This is a genomic window from Lysobacter sp. Hz25 (assembly GCF_046097045.1).
GTDB lineage: Bacteria > Pseudomonadota > Gammaproteobacteria > Xanthomonadales > Xanthomonadaceae > Lysobacter > Lysobacter antibioticus_B.
The window spans coordinates 3,517,640-3,537,320 of sequence record NZ_CP175666.1 but is presented as its reverse complement, the minus strand read 5'-3'; the positions used below and the strand labels follow the sequence as shown (position 1 = coordinate 3,537,320).

At 68.6% G+C, this 19,681-nt stretch carries 12 protein-coding genes and 1 pseudogene; 8 read left to right on the top strand and 5 right to left on the bottom strand.

Annotated elements, in window-relative coordinates:
- Positions 1 to 220 precede the first annotated feature (220 nt).
- Positions 221 to 871, top strand: a complete 651-nt coding sequence (locus tag ACKN61_RS14480) for a hypothetical protein (RefSeq protein WP_408953831.1) — start codon at positions 221 to 223, stop codon at positions 869 to 871.
- Positions 872 to 1,006: 135 nt separating this feature from the next.
- Here ACKN61_RS14480 and ACKN61_RS14475 read toward each other — a convergent pair whose 3' ends face one another.
- Complete coding sequence (locus ACKN61_RS14475) at positions 1,007 to 1,318, bottom strand: HPF/RaiA family ribosome-associated protein (RefSeq protein WP_031373189.1); 312 nt, start codon at positions 1,316 to 1,318, stop codon at positions 1,007 to 1,009.
- 207 nt (positions 1,319 to 1,525) lie between these two features.
- Between ACKN61_RS14475 and ACKN61_RS14470 the strand changes: the two genes are divergently transcribed.
- The 4 genes from ACKN61_RS14470 to ACKN61_RS14455 all read left to right on the top strand — a co-directional run bounded on the left by ACKN61_RS14470 (position 1,526) and on the right by ACKN61_RS14455 (position 3,985).
- The gene (locus tag ACKN61_RS14470; protein WP_408950121.1) at positions 1,526 to 2,266 is read left to right on the top strand and encodes a sulfurtransferase; all 741 of its coding nucleotides are present in this window, start codon (positions 1,526 to 1,528) and stop codon (positions 2,264 to 2,266) included.
- 183 nt (positions 2,267 to 2,449) lie between these two features.
- A complete protein-coding gene (locus ACKN61_RS14465; RefSeq protein WP_223620056.1) occupies positions 2,450 to 3,079 on the top strand; it encodes a hypothetical protein in 630 nt (209 codons plus the stop codon).
- 84 nt (positions 3,080 to 3,163) lie between these two features.
- Positions 3,164 to 3,526 (top strand): hypothetical protein, encoded by a 363-nt coding sequence (locus ACKN61_RS14460; protein ID WP_408950120.1) that lies wholly within the window; start codon positions 3,164 to 3,166, stop codon positions 3,524 to 3,526.
- Positions 3,527 to 3,556: 30 nt separating this feature from the next.
- Entirely contained in the window at positions 3,557 to 3,985 is a 429-nt protein-coding gene (locus tag ACKN61_RS14455; RefSeq protein WP_408950119.1) for a hypothetical protein, read from the top strand.
- Positions 3,986 to 4,074: 89 nt separating this feature from the next.
- Here the strand turns inward: ACKN61_RS14455 and ACKN61_RS14450 are convergent, their stop codons facing one another.
- On the bottom strand, positions 4,075 to 5,358 hold the full coding sequence (locus ACKN61_RS14450; protein WP_408950118.1) for a TIGR03862 family flavoprotein: 1,284 nt from the start codon (positions 5,356 to 5,358) through the stop codon (positions 4,075 to 4,077).
- A 140-nt stretch (positions 5,359 to 5,498) separates the two neighbouring features.
- Here ACKN61_RS14450 and ACKN61_RS14445 point away from each other — a divergent pair.
- From ACKN61_RS14445 to ACKN61_RS14435, 3 genes and pseudogenes are all read left to right on the top strand, one after another.
- Positions 5,499 to 7,124 (top strand): annotated as a pseudogene (locus tag ACKN61_RS14445) (serine hydrolase); the annotation flags it as partial.
- Positions 7,125 to 7,729: 605 nt separating this feature from the next.
- Entirely contained in the window at positions 7,730 to 8,338 is a 609-nt protein-coding gene (locus ACKN61_RS14440; protein WP_408950117.1) for a cold shock domain-containing protein, read from the top strand.
- 556 nt (positions 8,339 to 8,894) lie between these two features.
- Positions 8,895 to 10,208: a PQQ-dependent sugar dehydrogenase gene (locus ACKN61_RS14435; protein WP_408950116.1), complete on the top strand. Its 1,314-nt coding sequence runs from the start codon at positions 8,895 to 8,897 to the stop codon at positions 10,206 to 10,208.
- 25 nt (positions 10,209 to 10,233) lie between these two features.
- Here ACKN61_RS14435 and ACKN61_RS14430 read toward each other — a convergent pair whose 3' ends face one another.
- From ACKN61_RS14430 to ACKN61_RS14420, 3 genes are all read right to left on the bottom strand, one after another.
- Positions 10,234 to 10,902 carry a hypothetical protein gene (locus ACKN61_RS14430; RefSeq protein ID WP_408950115.1) on the bottom strand — a complete coding sequence of 223 codons (669 nt, stop codon included), beginning with the start codon at positions 10,900 to 10,902 and terminating at the stop codon, positions 10,234 to 10,236.
- A gap of 109 nt (positions 10,903 to 11,011) precedes the next feature.
- Positions 11,012 to 13,363, bottom strand: a complete 2,352-nt coding sequence (gene pbpC, locus ACKN61_RS14425) for a penicillin-binding protein 1C (protein WP_408950114.1) — start codon at positions 13,361 to 13,363, stop codon at positions 11,012 to 11,014.
- Positions 13,364 to 13,443: 80 nt separating this feature from the next.
- Positions 13,444 to 19,368, bottom strand: a complete 5,925-nt coding sequence (locus ACKN61_RS14420) for an MG2 domain-containing protein (RefSeq protein ID WP_408950113.1) — start codon at positions 19,366 to 19,368, stop codon at positions 13,444 to 13,446.
- Between the last annotated feature and the right edge of the window lie 313 nt (positions 19,369 to 19,681).

Genomic DNA, 19,681 nt, shown 5'->3' with positions numbered 1-19,681 from the left:
CGCAGACCGAATACGGGACTACCCAACCGTCATCCCCGCGCAGGCGGGGATTCAGGGCTTCATCCCGACAGACCCCGAAGCCTGCGCGGCGATACACCGAAGTCACGCAGCCCCTCACGCCGGCGGCACCGCTGCGCGCCGCGGCCCAGCCGCCGCACCACGGTGACGGCGACATGCCAAGATGCCGCCATCGCCCCTGCCTAACCTTGCCGCGATGCCGATGTCGTTCGCCGAATCCAGACCCAGCCTGCCCGAGACCCTGCTCGCGGCACTGCCGTTGCAGCTTCCGCCCGAGCAGCGCGCTGCGCTCGAAGCCGCGTATGCGACGCCGGCGCGCGCCTATCACAACATCGGCCATGTCGCCGAAGTGCTGCGCCATTACCTCGACGTCGCCGCCGGCCCGGGCTGGCGGCAGCCGCGCGAAGTGGTGCTGGCGGTGCTGTATCACGATGCGATCTACGAGGCGGGGCGGCGCGACAACGAGGCGCGTTCGGCCGTGCTCGCACGCGAACACATTGCGCGTTGGTGGGCGGAGGCCGGCATCGACGCCGACCGCGTCGCCGAACTGATCGATCTGACCGCGCGCCACGGCGCCATCGCCCACGACCAGGTGGATGAGCAGACGCGTCTGTTCCTCGACGGCGACATGGCCATTCTCGGCGCCGAACCGGCGGTGTTCGACGCCTACGATCGCGGCATCGCTTCGGAATACCGCGGCCACGTACCCGGGCCCTTGTTCCGGCTGAATCGTCGCCGCTTTCTCAAGGGCTTGCTCAAGCGCGAGCGGATCTTCCTCAGCGATTACTACCACGCCCGTTACGACGTGGCGGCCCGCAACAACCTGCGCCGGGCGATCACCACCAAGCGTTGAGCGGGCAGGGCAGAGATGCCGCTGCACTGACACGCCTGGTTCTCGTCGAAAAACAAGGGCCGCCGCATCGCTGCGGCAGCCCTCGTGTTCGAGCGCCGGCGATCCTCGCCGCCGGACGGGTTGGTTTCGTTTATGTCAGCTGGACAACCGGCCCAGCGAGCTGTCGAGCACGCGCTGCAGCTTGCGCGCCGCGCCGCTGATCGCTCCGCGCATGGTGTCGGCGTCTTCGGTCGCGGCCACCGGCGGGCGACCCTCCAGACGCGCTTCCATGGTGCAATGTTTGTCGCCGCCGCCGGCCTTGGCGCCGTTGACGTCGCGCAGGTGGACTTCGACCCGGGTGACCTGGTCGCGGAACCGCGACAGGCTGTGGTCGACCACGCCTTCGACGTGCTGGGCAAGCGACTGATCGCCGCGGAGATGGTGGTCGGTGTTGAGCTGTACCTTCATGCAAACGCCTCCTGATGGAGCAGTTGAGAGGGCAACGCCGCCGCCCTTGCGGCGGCGTTTCACGCGGTCCGGGCCTGCTTGGCCGTCTTGTCTGGGCCGCGCAATTGCTGGGACCGCGGTTTGCGCGGAAGGTTCGCGGCTCGGTTCAGGTCCGGCCCAGGGGCCGCATGTCAGGCTCGCGGAGGCGCCGCGCGTTAGAATGGCGGCATGATCGTCAATATCGCCGCCTACCATTTCGCCGTTATCGACGACCCGCCGCAGTTGGCCGCCTGGGTCCGTGAACAGGCCGAAGCCGGCGAGCTGCGCGGCACCGTGCTGGTCGCGGGCGAGGGCATCAACCTGTTCCTGGCCGGCGCCGCCGCGCCGATCGAGGCGCTGCTCGACGGCCTGCGCGCCGACCCGCGCTTCGCCGGTCTGGTCGTCAAGTACAGCCACAGCCGCAGCCAGCCGTTCGCCCGGCTCAAGGTCAAGCTGAAGAAGGAAATCATCGCCTTCCGCCGCGATAAGTCCTCGCCCTTGCACGAGCGCGCACCAACCGTGACGCCGGACACGCTTGCGCGTTGGCTCGATCGCGGTCACGACGACGGCGGCCGCCGGGTCGTATTGCTGGACACGCGCAATCGCGAAGAAGTCGATTACGGCAGCTTCGCCGACGCGCTGACCTTGCCGATCGACAATTTCACCGAACTGCCCGAGGCCTTGGCGCCGCATCGCGAGGCCTTGGCCGATGCGACCGTGGTCAGCTTCTGCACCGGCGGTATCCGCTGCGAAAAGGCCGCCTTGTGGCTGCGCGCCGACGGCATGGACAATCTGCTCCAGCTCGACGGCGGCATCCTCGGTTACTTCGAGCAGGTCGGCGGCCGTCATTATCAGGGCCGCTGTTTCGTGTTCGATGAACGTGTGGCGCTCGATCCGGCGTTGCAGCCCCTGCACGATGCGGCTGCCTGAGCGCAGCCCGCGGCCCGCGCGGCCTTACGAACTATTAACGGCCAACGGTTAGGCTGCGCGTTCGCGCCGCGCCGGCACCTCGTGCGGGCTTCCCCCAGCGACGCGACACGGGCCTGCGGCGGCGTTGCCGACGCATCCGCGACCTGCAGCAACCGAACCAGGATTTTGCACAGAGGACCCCTGATGAACCGACGTCTGTTCCCCGCTTTGTCGACGCTCGCGCTCGCCGTCGTGGCGCTCGCCGCGTGCAACCAAAGCGCGCCGGTCAACACTGCCGCCCCGCAGGAAACCACCGCGGCCCTGCCGCAGGCGCCGCAGGCGGTGCCCGACCCGAACGCCGAACCGGTCTCGCGCGCGGCCCCGCCGATGCTGCCGCCGGTCGCCCTGGGCACGTTCGAGCCCGGCAACCCGGTCGCCCAGGCAACCACCGGCAAACTCACCATCGACGATCTCGAACTCAAGGGCGAGAACGGCTCGCTGTACAAGACCGAGCGCGTCGCGCTGGTGCGCGGCGGCGATCAATACACCGCCGGCGAAACCTATGGCGCGATCATGCAGGTCGAAGCCAGCCAGCCGATCGAGCTGCGCCGCGTGATCGAGCAGGTGCCGCCGAAGGAAACCCCGGGCAACGCGTTCTGCGGCACCACCCCGACCGGTTTCATCGCCCTGGCGAAGGTCACCGAAAGCACCGGCGACGTGGTCAAGCTGATCGCCCTGCAGGGCAGCAACGTACCGGCCGCGACCGCGGAAGGCGTGGGCCTGTGCGCCTCGATGTTCTACATGGGCAAGGCGAGCGAGAAGCCGGCGGCCTGAGCACCGGCGCGACCGCGCCGGTGGTTTGCGCACGCTGATGAGCCATCACCGACAGGAGAGGCCTGACGGCCTTGGGAGATAACGATGGACCGTTGTCATGCGCTCGTCGCAGCGCTCTTTGTTGCCGGCTTGCTCCAGGCCAGTCCTGTGTCGGCAACCGAAAGCGTGCCCGAGAAGGACCTCGTCGTTACCAAGTCCAGCTTCAAAGGTATCTGGCCGCTGCCCTACGAGAGGGCGACGCTGACCTGCCGCCCCAGAGGGTATGCGAATACGATGGTCACGCCTGAGGGGAAGTTCGCCCTCAACGAGGCGGCCAAGGCGGAAGGATTTCCGGAGTTGAACACCTTGCGCCTGAAGGGCCGGCAGGTATCCGACAGCAAGACCGGTTTGGACAAGCTCGCCAAGGCGGCGGACGAGTTCTGCACGAGGAGCTGGTCGCGTTCTTGAGGACGCGCCAGGCCAACAAGGGAGTGCTCGATGCCGGACTCGGCCGACAAACAGGCGCTGTTAATCGGGTTGAAGCAGCACCTGGCAGCGGAAATACGCCGCATCCAGGCCAGGCTCGAAATCCAGGACAGCTCGCAGGACAGAATTCATTTATCCGATTGCACGGATAACCTGCGTTCGCTCGAGCGTGCGCAGACCCCGGAGTCGTCGATTCTGGTGATCGAAATCGAAGAGAGCGAGTTCTATCTGGATCGGCTGAGCGGCACCAGGAGTTACCTGGACTTGGTGGCCAAGGTGCCTTATCCGCTGTCGGGAACAGCGCTGATCGAAGGTCGCGAGTACCGATTGTCGAAGCACTCGCCGTGGCACGAGAGCGTAGGCCCGGGTACGGAATTCAACGGCGCTTCGAGGCGCGACGAGCGCTGGACGAGCCGGATGATCGTCAGATCGAAGGGCTGACAGGTTGCGGCGTCTCTCGATCGCGGGCCGCCGTGCCATCGTCGAAGCCGTAGCGGATCACTCGACGCGCGCAAGGCGCCCCTCGCGGCTCATTCGTCGGCGGCACCCAGCAGATATCGCGCCGCGGCGCGGCCCGCGATCAAACCGCTCGCGAAGCAGGCGGTCAGCAGATAGCCGCCGGTCGGGGCTTCCCAATCGAGCATTTCGCCGGCGCAGAAGATCGCCGGCTTCGATGCTTCCAGGGTGGAATCGCCCTCGGCCGGCGCACGCAGGCGCAGCTGCGAATCCAAGGCTTCCAGGCGCACGCCGCCGGCGCTGCTGATCACTTCGGCGATCGGGCGCGCGCGCAACAGACGCAGCGGCAGGCGTTTGATCGTCTGCGCGACGACGGCCGGGTCGTTGAGGCCGTCCTTGCCCAATACCTCGAACACCAACGCGGCCTTGACCCCGTCCAGGCCGGTCTGGCGCCGCAGATGCTCGCCGACGCTGCGGCCGCGGCGCGGCTGGGCGAAATCGCGTTGCAGGCGATCGAGCTCGCGGCCCGGCGCCAGGTCCAGCCGCAACACCGCTTCGCCGTGCGCGGCGATGCGGTCGCGCAGGCCCGCCGACAAGGCATAGATCAGGCTGCCTTCGATGCCGGTCGCGGTGATCACGCATTCGCCCTGCAAGCTGTGTTCGCCGGCCTCGTCGTGCCAGTGCGCGATCACCGGCTTGAGCGGTGCGCCGGCATGGCGGCTGGCGAAATGTGGGCTCCAGCCGATGTCGAAGCCGCAGTTCGACGGTTGCAGTGAGGCGACGTCGATGCCGCGTTCGCTCAGCCACGGCGCCCAGGCGCCGTCGGAACCGAGTTCGGGCCAACTGCCGCCGCCGAGCGCCAGCACCGTCGCCGCGGCGCGCACCTGCGACTCGCCCTCGGGCGTGGCGAAGCGCAGGGCGCCGTCCTCGCTCCAGCCGGTCCAGCGGTGATGGACGTGAAAGCGAACGCCGTCCTCGCGCAACCTGCGCACCCAGCCGCGCAGCAGCGGCGCGGCCTTGCGGTCCATCGGAAACACTCGCCCGGAGGTGCCGACATAGGTGTCCACGCCGAAACCGCGCGCCCATTCGCGCAAGGCCTCGCCGTCGAATTGGTCGAGCCAGCGGCCGACCGCCTCGCTGCGCGCGCCGTAGCGGCGATCGAAGGCCGGCCGCGGTTCGCCGTGGGTGAGGTTGAGCCCGCCCTTGCCGGCGATCAGGAACTTGCGCCCGACCGAGCCCATGGCGTCGAACAGGTCCACCTCGACGCCCATCGCGCGTGCGGTCTGCGCGGCCATCAGGCCGGCGGGGCCGCCGCCGATCACGACCAGGCCGGGCAGGGTGCTTGCGTTGACGGACATGGGCGGGAAGGCACGGCGGCGCGGTAGCGGCCGGCCATTATGCCGCCCCGGCGTGCGGGCCGCGCCCACGCACGACTTCCGGCCTCTGGCGCGCGCCGCGACGATCGCCGAGAGTGGGCGTTTTTCCGGGAAGGACAACGATGCGAGCCAACGACTGGAAGGCGCACGGCGCCGGTCTGCTGTTGTGCGTGAGCGCCGCCGGTGCGGCCGCGCAGGCGCCCGAAGCGGTGGCCGCGGCCGCGGCGCCCGTGCTGCCCGAGCAGTTGCAGGATTTCGACGCCTACGTCGAAGCGGTGCGCAAGCAGTTCGAGGTGCCCGGCATCGCGGTGGCGATCGTCAAGGACGGCCAGGTCGTGCTCGAACGCGGCTACGGCCTGCGCGAGATCGGCAAGCCCGAGCCGGTCGACGCCCACACTCTGTTCGCCATCGCCTCCAATACCAAGGCCTTCACCGCCGCCTCGCTGTCGATGCTCGCCGACGAAGGCAAGCTCAGCCTCGACGACCGGGTGATCGACCGCCTGCCCTGGTTCCGCATGGCCGACCCCTACGTGACCCGCGAGATGCGCCTGCGCGATCTGCTCGCCCATCGCAGCGGCCTGGGCCTCGGCGCCGGCGATCTGCTGTATTGGCCGGGCACCGACTACAGCAACGAGGAGGTCGCCCGCCGTCTTGCCGAAGTACCTCTTAGCGGCGGCTTCCGCGGTCAGTACGCCTACGACAACATCCTCTACGGCGTCGCCCAGTTGGTGATCGAGAAAGTCAGCGGCCAGAGCTATCGCGACTTCCTCGCCCAGCGCATCTTCGCGCCGCTCGGCATGGACGAGACGCGCTACAACAGCGACGCCCTGCGCAGCGGCGACGCGGTCGCGAGCGGCCATTCCAAGGCCGATTTCAAGGATCTGCAGATCGCGCCGCGCATGACCTGGGCCAATGTCGCCGGCGCCGGCGGCCTGTACTCGAGCGTGCACGACATGAGCAAGTGGATGCGCGTGCAGCTCGACGGCGGCGTCTACGGGCGCGACGGCGACCAGGAGCGGCGCTTGTTCAGCGCCAAGCGCCAGCAGGCGATGTGGTCGGTGGTCACGCCGATGCCGATCGCCGAACCCCCGGTGCCGGAACTGGCGCCGGCGAAGCCGAATTTCGCCGGTTACGGCGAAGGCTGGCAGCTCACCGATTACCGCGGGCGCAAGTTGGTCTGGCATACCGGCGGCTGGCCCGGCATGGTCTCGCGCGTGACCCTGGTGCCGGAGCAAAAACTCGGCGTGGTGGTGCTGACCAACGCCGAACTAGGCGGCGCCTTCCAGGCGGTGACCATGCGCGCGCTCGACGCCTACCTGGGCGCGGCCAAGACCGACTGGAACGCGGCCTATGCCGCGGCCCTGGCCAAGAGCCGCAGCAAGGCCGACGACGACTGGAGCAAGCACGTCGCCGCGCGCGATGCGAACTCGAAGCCGTCGCTGCCGTTGCAGGCTTATGCCGGCACCTATCGCGACCCGTGGTATGGCGACGTCTTCGTCGAAGCGGCCGGCAACGGCCAATGGCGGCTGCGCTTCGGCCGCAGCAAGGATCTGGTCGGCGAACTCAGCCACTGGCAGCACGACACCTTCATCGTCCGCTGGAACCAGCGCTGGCTCAACGCCGACGCCTTCGTCAATTTCGCCCTGACCCCGGACGGCAAGGTGCGCGAAGTGCGGATGGAGGCGATCTCGCCGCTGACCGACTTCAGCTTCGACTTCCAGGACCTGCGCCTGGCGCCGGTGGCCGCCGCGGAAAAGGACACGGCGCCACCGGCGCCTGCGCCGAAGGGCGCGCCGGTCAAGCAGGCCCCGGTCAAGGCGGCCGCGGGCAAGCGTGCGGGTTGAGCAAATCTAATGACGGCGTTCGTCATCGCAGCCACGGACGCCGTACGCAGCCGTCATGGCGTACGAAGCCCTTGCCATGCCCCGCGGAATCGGGACTGGGTTGCGATCCGACGGTCGGCAGCGTTTTCCTGGCCGGGCGAGGTAGGGGGGCGGCGATCCTGTCTCGTTGTTAGCTAGGACTGGGTACCCGGTCGTCCCCGCCCGCATGTCTCCAGGATGCCGGCGGCAGCTTGTGGCGCATAGGGACCGTGCCCATTGCGTCACTTAAGGCCCTGCATCGCCGTGTCCCGCGATGCAGGGCCTTCTTCATTGGGGCCTGCGGCGGTGCCGCCCCTCGGCAGGTCGCTGCGATGGCGGCCGGTGCGGTCATGAACCCGACGCCCGGACGATGCCTGCAGGTCTGCCGCGGCGACCGGCAAGGCGCTGTCGTGAGCTTGATTCGCGTGGCCAGTGGAAGGATGCTTCCCCCAGGAATCGCCCCGGGGACCGGCATGCGAACTCACGGCACCTTGATCAAATGGAACGATGAGCGCGGGTTCGGATTCATCGCCCCGGCCCAGGGCGGCGACGAGCTGTTCGTGCATATCTCCGAGTTCAACCGCCGCGGCGTCAGGCCCGCACTCAACGAATTGGTTTCCTTCGAGGTTCGTACCAAGAGCGACGGCAAGCGAGAGGCCGTCCGGGTCATGCGGGCAGGCGAGGGCAGGCGTACGGCATCGGCGCGACGTCGCGATTCGGACGCTCCTGCGCGAAGCGGGATCGGCATCGCGGCCCTGGCGATCGCGGCCATCGTCGCGATCGGCGGATACGTCTACAGCCGCTCGACGCCGCCGCGCCCGGATGGGATCGAGTCCGCACGCCCGGCGGCATCGGCATCGACGGCCGCATCGCTACGGGAATCGGTGGCGGCTCCTGCGCCGGACTCGGCATCCTCATCCAGGCCGGCGCCGGTACGGTCGTCGACGCAGTCGTCGCCGGGGTTCGTTTGCGACGGCCGTCAGCATTGTTCGCAGATGAGTTCGTGCGCCGAGGCCGAGTATTTTCTTCGCCATTGTCCGGATACGAAAATGGACGGCGATGGCGACGGAGAACCTTGCGAACGACAGTGTCCGCGCTAGCGATGGATGCGCAGGCGCGTCGATGCATACGAGCATCGGCGCATCGGTGCATCGGTGCATCTGTGCGGGCTTGCCGCGCAGCCGCGGCCATTCTTGGCTCGTCATCCCCGCGCAGGCGGGGATCCAGAGACTTCAGAGTCGTGCTGCGATAAATCCCCCGGATCCCCGCCTGCGCAAGGTGACGGCGCGAGCTTGTGGCGCGAGGATCGTGCCCGTTGCGTCACCTTCTTCATTGGGCTTCCGGCACGGCCCTCATCCGCCCTTGGGGCACCTTCTCCCGCTTGCGGGAACGGCCCTCATCCGTCCTTCGGGCACCCTCTCCCGCAAGCGGGAGCTGCACTCATCCGCCCTTCGGGCACCTTCTCCCGCAAGCGGGAGAAGGAAACAACCGTCTGTCGCGGAAAGAGTCGAATCCTGAAACAGCGGGAGCCGCTCTCCCGCTTGTGGGAGAGGAGGCGGGGTGAGGGCGGCCAGCCGCGGAGTGATCGGGTTCTCATTGCCTTGATCACGGTCGAGGCATGCTCCAGCCGATGTCAGGCGACTACGGGAGAACGACATGGCCTCAGCATCGAAAGTCGTTGCGCCGATACTGTCGATATTGATCCTGACCGCCTGCGGCGAGACCGCGACCCTGCAGGTGGCCGACGGCACCGGCCAGCGGCCGACGTTGCCGGCGCCGAACAAGACCCTGCTGCCGACCGTCAACATCGCGCCGGCGGTGGGCTGGCCGTCCGGCGGCAACCCGGTCCCGGCCGCGGGCCTGGCGGTGACGGCGTTCGCCGATGGTCTTGATCACCCGCGCTGGCTGCATGTGTTGCCGAACGGCGATGTGTTGGTCGCTGAAAGCAATGCGCCGGCATCGGACAAGAAGGCTTCGGGCATCAAGGCCTGGATCGCGGGCCGGATGATGAAGCGCGCCGGCGCGGCGGTGCCCAGCGCCGACCGCATCAGCCTGTTGCGCGACGCCGACGGCGATGGCGTCGCCGAATTCCGCAGCGTGTTCCTGCAAGGCCTGCATTCGCCGTTCGGCATGGCCCTGGTCGGCAACGATTTCTACGTCGCTAATGCCGATGCGGTGCTGCGTTTCCCGTATCGCGAAGGCGAGACCTCGATCGCTCAGGCGGGGGTCAAGATCACCGACCTGCCGGCCGGCATCAACCACCACTGGACCAAGAACCTCATCGCCAGCGCCGACGGCAGCAAGCTCTACATCACCGTCGGTTCCAACAGCAACGTCGGCGAAAACGGCATGGCCATGGAGGAGGGCCGCGCCGCGATCTGGGAACTCGACCGCGCCAGCGGCAAGAAGCGTTTGTTCGCGACCGGCCTGCGCAATCCCAACGGCCTGGCTTGGGAGCCCACGACGGGCGCGTTATGGACGGCAGTCAACGAACGCGACGAGATCGGCAGCGACCTCGTGCCGGACTACATCACCTCGGTGCGCGACGGCGGTTTCTACGGCTGGCCTTACAGCTATTACGGCCAGCACGTCGACGTGAGGGTGAAACCGCAGAAACCCGAACTGGTCGCCAAGGCGTTGGTGCCGGACTACGCGCTCGGGCCGCATACGGCTTCGCTCGGCATCGCTTTCTCGCAGGGCACGAGTCTGCCGGCGCAGTTCGCGAACGGTCTGTTCGTCGGTCAGCACGGTTCCTGGAACCGCAAGCCCAAGAGCGGCTACAAGGTGATCTACGTCGCTTTCAAGAACGGCCAGCCGGACGGTCAACCGGTCGATGTATTGACCGGCTTCCTCGATGCGGCAGAGAACGCGCAAGGCCGGCCGGTCGACGTGCGCCTGGACAAGCACGGCGCCTTGTTGGTCACCGACGACGTGGGCAACATCGTCTGGCGCGTCACCGCGGCGAGGTGATACGCAGCCGGAGCGGTTGCGAGCCTCAGTCGCAACCGTCGCGGCGGCCGTCGAACAACACTTGTTCGGGCATTTTGCTGGTGTGCGGATGCGTGCCGCCGATGCTGAGCTTGAGATGCTCGGGCGAGACCTCCACGCGCAGGAATGTCTTGTCGTGGTGGTAGAAGATGACGCTGGTCCGCTCGGGCGCGCCGGTGGGAGGAGGAGACAGGCCCGCCATGCGCCAGTACTCCATCTGCGTCTTCGGCAGATGCACCAGACCGGATCGCGCTGGGCGGATGGCCTTGAGAGTCTTGAGTGGCGCCCGTTGGGTGTCGGTTGGCGCCGGCGCATCGCCGCTCGGCGTATTCGGGCCGAGCACCGCGCCCTGGCCGCTGCGCGCGAACTGCAGGCGCAGGCGGCGGTCGGGGTCGTCGCCGTCGGCGCGCTGTAATGCGCCGACCAGCCAATCCTTGCGCTCGGGCTCGGGCAACAGACGCAGGAACAAGGTGGCGGGGCCATCGGGTTCGACGCGCTGGATCCAGCAGCCGCGGACCTTGTCGATGTCGTCGGGATACTCGGCTGGCGCTGGCGATGCATGAGCGCTCGCGGCTACGAGCCCGCCGGCGCTAAGAGCGAACGCGGCGACAGCGAGCGCGACGAGCCGGCGCGACGGGATGGCGAACGAATGCGGACGGAAGCGATGGCGCGGCATGGAGATTTCCTGCGCGATGGACGCGCTCACCATAAGCGCCGCCGGCGCTTTTCCAAAGCCTTCGCGGCGGCCGGGCGAGGCAGGGTTCAGCGTCGCCGCAAGGACCGCCTCACTGCACCACCGCGACTTCGACCTCGCGTTCGTCGCTGCGGCCGTGATCGTCGACCACCGACAAGCGGAAGTGCCCGGTGCGGTCCGGCGTCCAGGCCAGGGCGGTGCCGGGTTCGGCGCTGCCGAGGAAGGTGTTGCCGACGAACCAGTACAGTCGGGTGACGTCGGCGTCGACGGTCGCGGCCAGGTTCAAGGCGACCTGCTCGGGATGCGACAGCCGCATCGTGTAGCGGGTGGCGCGATACGGCGAGGTGATGCTCGGCGGCGAGCCCAGCCATTCCTGCGAACCGGCGCAGTCGTGCCCCGGCGGCGGGCGCCGGCGCGGAATGCCGGCCTGCACGAACACCCGCGCCAGATCGGACGGCCAGAACTCGAACACCTCGTTGCGCATGCTGCGCGGATCGAACGGCCCGCAGGCCGGGCGTCCGCTGGCGATGTCGATGGCGATCGCGCGGTGCACGGTGCTGATCCGGATCGGCGATTTGCCGGGGATGAACCAGGTCATGCCGCGCTGCGGGCACCAAGCGTTCGGCAGGTCGCCGCTGGCGCGGCAGATTTCCACGCGCTTGAGGTTCAAGGGCCATTGCCGCACCGGCTCGCCCAGATCGACCCGCGCCGCCTGCAGGCCGTCGACGATGTCGAAGAACAGCGGCGCCGCGGCTTCCACACCGACCAGGGCCGGATTGCTGGAGCCGTCGAAATTGCCGAGCCAGACCACCAGCACGTAGGGGCCGACCAGGCCGGCGCTCCAGGCGTCGCGGAACGCCCACGAGGTGCCGGTCTTCCACGCCACCGGCAGCGGGCGCGAGGCCGATTGCGAGCCGGCGTCGGGGCGCGGATTCTGGCGCAGCATGTCGCGGGTGACGAAGGCGGCCTCGGCGCTGAGCAGGCGCGCGCCTTCCTCCTGCGGATCGCTGTCGCGCCAGCGCAGCGCGCGCAGGCGGCCGTCGTTGCCGAGCATCGCGTACATGCGCGCGAGTTCTTCCATCGTCACCTCGCCGCCGCCGAGCACCAGGGCGAGGCCGTAGTGGTTCTGGCTGGCGAGATCGCGCACGCCGGCGCGGCGCAGGAAGTCGTAGAAACTCGGCTGCTTGAGCTGGGCGGCGACGCCGACCGCGGGAATATTGCGGCTGCGCACCAGCGCCTCGGTGGCGGTGACGGGCCCCATGAAACGGCCGTCGAAATTCTCCGGCGTGTACGGGCCGAACGCACTCGGCACGTCGCGCAATACGCTGGCCGGATGCAGCACGCCCTGGTCGAGGGCGAGCGCGTAGATGAAGGGTTTGAGGGTGGAGCCGGGCGAGCGCTTGGCATCGGCGCCGTTGACCTGGCCCTGGATACCGGCGTCGAAGTAATCCGCCGAACCGACCAGGGCGCGCACGCCCATGTCGCGGGTGTCGATCAGGATCGCACTGGCGTTGCGTAGGCCGCGGCTGCGTTCGCGTTGCAGATGATTGCGCACGCGTTCTTCGAGCAGGCGTTGCAGACGGGCATCGAGCGTGGTCTTGAGCTCGGGGCCGTCGTGCGGGTGCCAGGCGCGTTCGGCGAGCACGCGGTCGACCAGGTGCGGGGCGCGGAACGGCAGCTCGCGCGCACTGTGCAGGCGCAACGGCAATTTCAGCAGCGCGTCTTCGGCGGCGTCCTCGGGATGGCGCTCGCGCCAACGCGCGTACAGGCGCGCGCGCGCCGCTTCCAGGCCGCTGCCGATGTAGAAGGCGTCGTCGTCGCGGGCGGTCAGTCGGCCGCGCCGCGACGGCGCCTGCGGCAACACCGCCAGGGCCAGCGCTTCGGGCAGGGTCAGGCGATCGGAGGGCTTGCGGTAATAGATCAGGCTCGCCGCGCCGACGCCTTCGATGTTGCCGCCGTACGGGGCGAGGTTGAGATAGGCCTCGAGGATCTCGTCTTTCGAGTAACACAGCTCCAACTGCAAGGCGCGCGCGATCTGCACCAGCTTGCCGCGCACGTCGCGGGTCTGCAGACGCCAACGCAGGCGCGCGAGCTGCATGGTCAGGGTCGAGCCGCCGATGCGCGCCTCGCCGCTGGCGTAGGTCGACCAGGCCCCGCGCACCAGGCTGACCGGGTTCACGCCGGCATGCCGGCGGAACCAGGCGTCTTCCTGCAGCATCACCGCCTCGACCAGCGACGGCGAGATCTCCGACAACGGCACCCATAGCCGGTAACGCTGGTCGCTGGCGAGGGTCAGCCGCAGCAGCCGACCCTCGCGATCGCGGACCACCGTCGACAGCGGCACCGATTCCGACAGCGAGGGACGCGGCGAATAACGCACCGCGACCAGCACCGTAACGACGGTGATGAGGCTCAGCAGCGCAATCCACCATTGCCGTCGCATGCTTCCTGTGTCGCCTCGTAGCCGCATATATCCCGTCTCGCCCCACTGGCGCATCTTCCCTGCCTCGCCCGACGAACCCCTCATGGCTTCGGCGCGTCGACCTGCAGTTGACCGGCGGGGCCGCCCTGCGCATACACCGAGCGTTCGTACATCGACTCGGCGTATACCGGCGGCACGATGAACTTGCCGGTGTTGTTGGCGCGCACGCTGTAGCGGAACTCGACGACCTCCGAGCCGACGTCCCCGTACAACACGATGCGGTCTTCGCGTTGTTCGACGTGGTCGGGCAGGAAGCTCGAGCCGGGCAGGGCGAGGCTCTGCTGCGGCGCCGCGTTCTGCTCGCCGCCGTCGCGCGAAGGCTGGCCGTCTTCTTCGCCGCCGTCTTCGCATTCCTCCTCGCAGCCTTCCGAGCCCTCGTCGCCCGACGCCGCTTCATAGGTTACCGACGCGGCCGCGTACTGCATCACCGGTTCGAAACCGCCCGGCAACAAGTCGACGATGGCGATGTTGCCGCGGGCCGGCGCACCGAGCGCACGCACGCGCAGGCGCACGGTGATTTCCTGACCCTGCTTGAGCGCGGTGACCGGTTTGCCGGCGGCGTCCAGATAATCGCGGACCACTTCCAGGCCGCGATCCTGCACCGCCTTCGGCGCGGCGCGGTCGTAACCGCTCTGGTTGACCAGGTACCACGCCGGGACCGGGCCGGCCGGCGCCACCCACAGGCGCAGGTCGCCGCCGGTGAAGGCGCCGCGGGCGATCAAGCCCTGGCTGCTGCCGATGCGTCGCGACTTGCCGTCCTTGCCGGCCGCTTCCAGCACCGGTGTCGCCTGCGCCGGTTGCGCGCTGGCGTAGGCGTCCATCGCCAGCACGGTCAGCGCCGAGGACAGCGTGTTGTAGCTGTTGTTGCGCAGCGGATCGAGCAAGCGCTCCAACGCCACCGGCTTGAGCTGGTCCTTGGCCAGCGCGGCGAAGTGGCGGTTGAGCAGGTAGACCGTCCAGGCCTGGTCGATGCCGCCGTCGTAGTAATACGCGTAGGGGCCCGGCGCGGCGCCGGCGCTGCGGTTGGCGCGGGTGAAGGCCTTGATCGCCAGCGGCCGCGCCGCCTTGTCCTGTTGCAGCAACTGGTAACTCGCCGCGATCAGCAGGCCGGCGCTGTCGTTCTCCCAGGTCTTGGGCTGGTCGCGTTTGATCTGCTCGTGCACCGAGCTGAGCAGGTTGCTGGCGGTGCGGCCCTGGCGGACCAGCAGATACACCGCGAAGGCGCGACTGCGCAGCGTCGCCAGGTCGTTGCCGGAGCGATCGGCGGCCAGGGACTCCAGATAGCCGTTGAGCGATTTGAGCAGGTCGTCCGGGACCGGCTGGCCGCGTTCGCGTGCTTCGATCAGGTACAGGGCGGCATAGGCGGTGACGAAGGCATCGGCCTGCGGCGTCGCCGTCCACAGGCCCAGGCCGCCGTCGCTGTTCTGGCGCGAACGCAGCACGTCGACGATGTTCTGCTTCGGCTGGCCCGCGCCCGGGCCGACGACCTTGCCGAGCTCGGGGTGCGATTGCAGCACCAGCGCCGGGAAGGCGCCGCTCAGCAGTTGCTCGGTGCACTGGTGCGGGTAATCGCTCAGATAGGCGGTGAGCCCGTCGAGCGCGACCAAGGGCGAGACCGAGGCCGACAGCTGCCGGGTCGCGCGCTGGTCGTACATCCTGCGCAAGGGTTGGATGACGGTACGCTGGGTGGCGCGCCCGGCGATCAGGTCCTGGCGTGCGACCACGGCCGGACGCAAGGACAGCTCGATGCGCCGCTGCGCCTTGAACGCACCCGAGCTCGCCTGAATCGCCACCGGCACCGCACCCAGCGCCTGCCCGGCGCGAACCCGGAAGCGCACCGTGGTTTCGCCGCGCGGGGCGATCGAGACCGGCGCCGGCGCCGCGCCGACCAGGGTCAGCGACGGCGGCAGTTGCAGATTCACTGCGACCTTGGCTGCCGCCTTGGCGCCTTCGATGGTGTTGGCCACGCCGACCGGCAGGTCGAACTCGTCGCCGGGCGCGACGTGCGTCGGCACCGTCGGCGTCAACACGAAATCGCCGCGCACCAGCGCTTCGGTCTGGTACACGCCGACCCGCTCCGGCGTCACCGCCACCGCGACCACCCGCACCTGGCCGTTGAAGTGATCGGGCAGGGTGAACTTGAACTGGTGTTGGCCGTCGACATCGACGATGCCCGACCACCACACCGCCGGTTTTTCGGATTTGCGCTTGAACGGATTGAGGTGTTTGGCCATGCCGCCTTCGCCGTCGCCGCCCGGCGCGGCCTGGCCGGCGATGCGGCTGAACTCGGGCAGCAACAGGTCGAGGATCTGGGCGGTGTCGACCTGCAGCATCTTCTTGCGGAAGAAATGGTCGAGCGGGTCGCCGACGCGGTAGCGCGCGACCTGCAGGATGCCTTCGTCGACCGCGAACAGGACCACCCGCGCCTTGCCCTGGGTGACCACGTCGGCGGTCATCGGCGTGCCCGGCTTAGTTACCCGCGGCAGGCCGACCTTGATCGGCTGGGTGCGCGCGCTGCGGTCGACCGCGAACGGCGCCACGCCGTAGGACAGCGGACTCATGTAGATCTCGTCGGAGTTCGGGTCGCGCAGGAACTGCACGTTGACGTAGCCGTTGCCCTCGAAATCGGCGGGCACGACGATCTTCTGCACGCTGGCGTTGCTGTCGGCGCGGAACCAGGCGTGGGCGTAGACGCGATCGCGCTCCAGCGTGATCAGGCCGCTGCCGGCGTAGGGCGCGCGCACGCTGATCTCGATGGTCTCGCCGGGCTTGTAGCTGGGCTTGGACAGATTGAGGCTCAGCTCGGCATTGCGTTCGAGCGAACGCGACAGGTTGGCGGCGCCGGCGATCTGGTAGCCGATCTGGTTGAGCACCTTGCCGTCGGCGGCGCGCACCTCAAGCACGAAATCGCCGGGTTGGTCGGTGGTCAGCGACACGTTCTCGCGGCCGCCGGCCAGGGCCAAGGCCTGGTCGCGGCGGTCGAAGCGGCGTTCGTGCGAAACGTAGCGGTACAGGCCCGAATCCTGCTTGGTCAGCACCGATACGTAGCGTTTCTCGACCACCACCGCGCGCAGGCCGGCGACCGTCTTCGGCTTGCCGTCCTGGCCGATGGCCAGCAATTGCAGGGCGCGCTTGGCGCCGCGCTGGATATAGTTCAGGTCGTCCTGCGACTTGATGCCGACCAGGTGATCGTTGCTCGACACCAGGGCGCTGGTCTGGGCGGCGACGTTGCGGCCGCTGCCGGGTTCGAAGGCCCGGGCGAGGAAGCTCAGCTGATAGGTCGCGCGCTCGTACTTGGTCAGGTCGAGCTTGAACTCGGCCCGGCCTTCGGCGTTGGTGGTCTGGTCGCTGAGCGATTCGTCGTAGCCTTCCTTGGCGCGTTGCGGGTCGAAGAACTGATAGCCCGGATAGGCCGGGAAGCTCGGGAAGGCCGGGCGCAGCACCATCGTGCCTTCCACGCGGCGCTGCTGCGCGGGCGTGCCGAACAGGTTCTCGGCATCGACCTGGGCGGCGAGCTGTTCGGGCTTGATCCAGCCGTTGGAGTTCTCCGCCGACAGCTTCGCCTTGACCCGCATGGTGTCGGGGGCGAACTCGCGCACCTGCACCGAGGTCGAGCCGATGGTGGTGCGCTTGTCGTCGCGGCCGAGCAGGAACAACTGCACCTGCCAGGTGCCGCTCGGCGCGCTGTCGCTCGGCGTGAAGCTGGCGCTCTCGAAACCGCTGGCGCTGAGCTTGAGTCGCTCGCGCTTGGCGACGGTGCCGCGCGGATCGGTGAACTCCCATTCCAGCGGCAGGCCGGTCAGGGCGCGCTTCCAGTCGGCGGCGCGCACGATCATGCCGATGTTGACGGTGTCGCCGGGCCGGTACAGGCCGCGGTCGGAGAACAGGAAGGCGTTGAGCGCGCCGGCCTCCAGGTCGTTGGGCTCGCCGCCGATGTCGAAACGCGAATAGTCCAGGGTGCGGTCGTGGTCGCCGATCGGCAGGAACGAATAATCCTCGCCCTGGCTCACGGTCAGCATGGTCGGCTGCTTCTCGCGCTTGAAGCCTTTCAGCGAGGGCAACTGGGCGCGGCCGCTGGCGTCGGTCTCGGCTTCGACCAGGGTTTCGCCGTTGCGGGCGACCGCGCGCACGCGCGCGCCGGCGACCGGCGCACCGTTCGACAGCGATTGCACGAACACGTCGCGGCGGCCGTCGAGCGCCTGCTTGACCGCCATGCCCAGGTCGGTGAGCACCACCAGGCGGCTGTCCTCTTCGCTGCCGGCATCGTCGGCCAGGGTTTCCTCGGCGCTGCGTTTCTTGTCGTCTTCGTCGAGGGTGCGCAGGCTCAGCAAGAACACACCGCGGCGGCCGGGCTTGAGGTATTGGCCGAGGTCGACGCCTTCGTAATGGGCCTTGGCCGGATTCTCGGCCGGCAGGGTCAGGCGTTTTTCCTCGCGCTCGACCAGGCTGTCGGCGGACAGGTTGTAGAAGCTGGGTTTGGCATAGCTGCCTTCGTTGTTGAAGACCAGGTGCTGGATTTGCTCAGGCAGCACGCGAGCGATTTCCAGACGCGCGCCGGCGACGTTGCGCGAGACCAGGCTGATCCGGCGCTCGCCGCGCAGCGACAGCAACGCGCCTTCGCCGACGAAGCGCAACAGCTTCGGGTAGTCGGGCACGGTCGCGACCGTGGTGTGGGGCGCGCCGAGCATGAAACCGCCGAAGGCCTTCAGGCCCTTATCGACGCGCACATAGATACGGCGGCCGGGCGGGGCCTGGAACTTGAAGCTGTGGGTCTCGACGTATTCGCGCTCGGTCGGCACCGCGCTCAGCGGCAGCGGCGTGGCGTGCTTGAGCACCGCCTCGTCGACGTCGTCGCGGCTCCAGGTGTAGGCGCCGCTCTGTTGCGCGGCGGGTCGGCGCGGGTCCTTGACCGGCAGCAGCCAGGCGCGCACGGCGCCGGCGACTTCGCTGTCGCGCATGGCGTTGTTGAAGCTCAGCACCAGCACCTGTTCGGGCTCGAAGCGCTCGTTGTCGACCAGGGCGGCGGCGACGTCGGTGACGTTGACGCTGTACAGCGAGGGCAGGGCGACGGTGGCGTTGAGCGCCTCGGCGCTGCCGCTGCCGCCCAGGGTGCTGACGATGCCGGCGGCGAGTTCGAGCTTGAGGCTGCCGCCGTTCTCCGGCAGGGTCAGCGGCTGCGAATGGATCCAGGCTTTAAGCCGGCCCTTTTCGTCGTAGTTGACCGTGTACTTCGGCGCCGCCAACGCGGTGCCGGCGCCGTCGGCGAGCTTGAGGGCGATGCGGCGTTCGAGCTGGGCGGCATCGACCGGGTGCGAGAACTTGAGTTCGTACACGCCTTTCTTGAGCGCGGGGTCTTGCGGGTCCTGGTAGAACTCGCTGCTGGCGATCTGCGCGGTGAACGGCGCGGTCTCGAACTCGAACTGATACTCCTGCAGCAGCACCTTGGGGGCGAGGCTGAGCTTGGGATCGAGTTCGACGGTGTAGCGGGTCTTGACCGGCCAGTCGGCCGAGGGCTTGAACACCAGGGTCTTGTCGTCTTCCCAGCGCCAGGCGCCCTTGAGTTCGGGGCTCAGGGTCACGCCGGCCGGCGCCAGGCCGACTTGCTTGATGGGTGCGGCCGTGTCGGAGAAGGTCAGGCGCAGGCTGTCGACTTCGGCGGGCGCGCGCGTGTAGTCGGTCAGCGCCGGGGTGTGGACTTCGACGTCCAGCGCGCCGGGAACGATCGGCTTGGGCCGGGTGGCGAGCCAATAGCCGAGCGTGCCGACCAGGATCAGGCCGAGCACGCTGCGCAGGTACAGCCTGGGGCGTTGCCGCACCCGGGCGAACACGGCGGCGAGCCAGGCCGGCGGGACCCAGTCGACCTGGCCGAACAGGGAGCGCGAAGCCCGCGCCCAGGGTGTGGCGCGGCCGGCGTCGCCGGCCTCCGCGGTGGGAGCCGGTTGCGACGGCGAGTCGGTGTTTTGCATTGCGGGTGTTCCAATCCGTGGTGCTGTGGCTAGTGCCGGGCCAGTGCGATCCGTTGCCTGGCCGGTCCCCGTGTTCGTCCCTTTCCCGACCGCGCCGGGCGCTTGCGCGCGGCACTGCGTGATCGATCGATGGCCTAGACCGGAATGTTAGAAAAACGTTCCTGCCGTTCGTCGGAATCCTAAGGATTTTTTAACGCCGTGGGTATCGCCGCTTGCGACGGCGACCAGGGACCCACCCCGCGCAGGCGGTACCCCCGGCACTTGGTTGCTTCGTCCGCGAGCGCTTAAGCTCGGGGCCGTTTTGCACTGTGGG

What these genes read in the sequence shown, in the direction of transcription:
- ACKN61_RS14435 (WP_408950116.1), top strand. Translation starts at nt 8,895, where the DNA reads ATGGCCTCAGCATCGAAAGTCGTTGCGCCGATACTGTCGATATTGATC.
- ACKN61_RS14475 (WP_031373189.1), bottom strand. Translation starts at nt 1,318, where the DNA reads ATGAAGGTACAGCTCAACACCGACCACCATCTCCGCGGCGATCAGTCG.
- ACKN61_RS14430 (WP_408950115.1), bottom strand. Translation starts at nt 10,902, where the DNA reads ATGCCGCGCCATCGCTTCCGTCCGCATTCGTTCGCCATCCCGTCGCGC.
- ACKN61_RS14460 (WP_408950120.1), top strand. Translation starts at nt 3,164, where the DNA reads ATGGACCGTTGTCATGCGCTCGTCGCAGCGCTCTTTGTTGCCGGCTTG.
- ACKN61_RS14455 (WP_408950119.1), top strand. Translation starts at nt 3,557, where the DNA reads ATGCCGGACTCGGCCGACAAACAGGCGCTGTTAATCGGGTTGAAGCAG.
- pbpC (WP_408950114.1), bottom strand. Translation starts at nt 13,363, where the DNA reads ATGCGACGGCAATGGTGGATTGCGCTGCTGAGCCTCATCACCGTCGTT.
- ACKN61_RS14465 (WP_223620056.1), top strand. Translation starts at nt 2,450, where the DNA reads ATGAACCGACGTCTGTTCCCCGCTTTGTCGACGCTCGCGCTCGCCGTC.
- ACKN61_RS14470 (WP_408950121.1), top strand. Translation starts at nt 1,526, where the DNA reads ATGATCGTCAATATCGCCGCCTACCATTTCGCCGTTATCGACGACCCG.
- ACKN61_RS14420 (WP_408950113.1), bottom strand. Translation starts at nt 19,368, where the DNA reads ATGCAAAACACCGACTCGCCGTCGCAACCGGCTCCCACCGCGGAGGCC.
- ACKN61_RS14480 (WP_408953831.1), top strand. Translation starts at nt 221, where the DNA reads ATGTCGTTCGCCGAATCCAGACCCAGCCTGCCCGAGACCCTGCTCGCG.
- ACKN61_RS14450 (WP_408950118.1), bottom strand. Translation starts at nt 5,358, where the DNA reads ATGTCCGTCAACGCAAGCACCCTGCCCGGCCTGGTCGTGATCGGCGGC.